The sequence below is a fragment of the Alkalihalophilus lindianensis genome (assembly GCF_032843265.1).
Lineage (GTDB): Bacteria > Bacillota > Bacilli > Bacillales > Bacillaceae_D > Alkalihalophilus > Alkalihalophilus lindianensis.
On sequence record NZ_JAWJBA010000974.1, the window covers coordinates 1 to 239 of the forward strand.

Annotated in this window: 1 pseudogene; it reads left to right on the plus strand. The window is 37.2% G+C overall.

Features of this window, described 5'->3' with window-relative positions:
* Positions 1-41: 41 nt before the first annotated feature.
* Positions 42-239, plus strand: a pseudogene (locus RYX56_RS25025) (IS701 family transposase); the annotation flags it as partial.

The window sequence follows — 239 nt, forward strand, 5'->3', positions numbered from 1 at the left end:
GACAGATTCAAAAAAGTATTAAAATGCTTTATAAAGTATCTGTGATTAGACGAATTAAACATGCTTCTACAGCAACCTGTACTCTACCCATTTATATGGGTTTTCTCATGACAGAACCGAACTCTATTAGCTGCACACAACTTGCTGAGACTTATAACATCTCGCATGATAGTGTAAATCGCTTTCTAGAGCGGGAAGACTACACACCTCACGACCTATATCAAGAAGCAATTCAACAT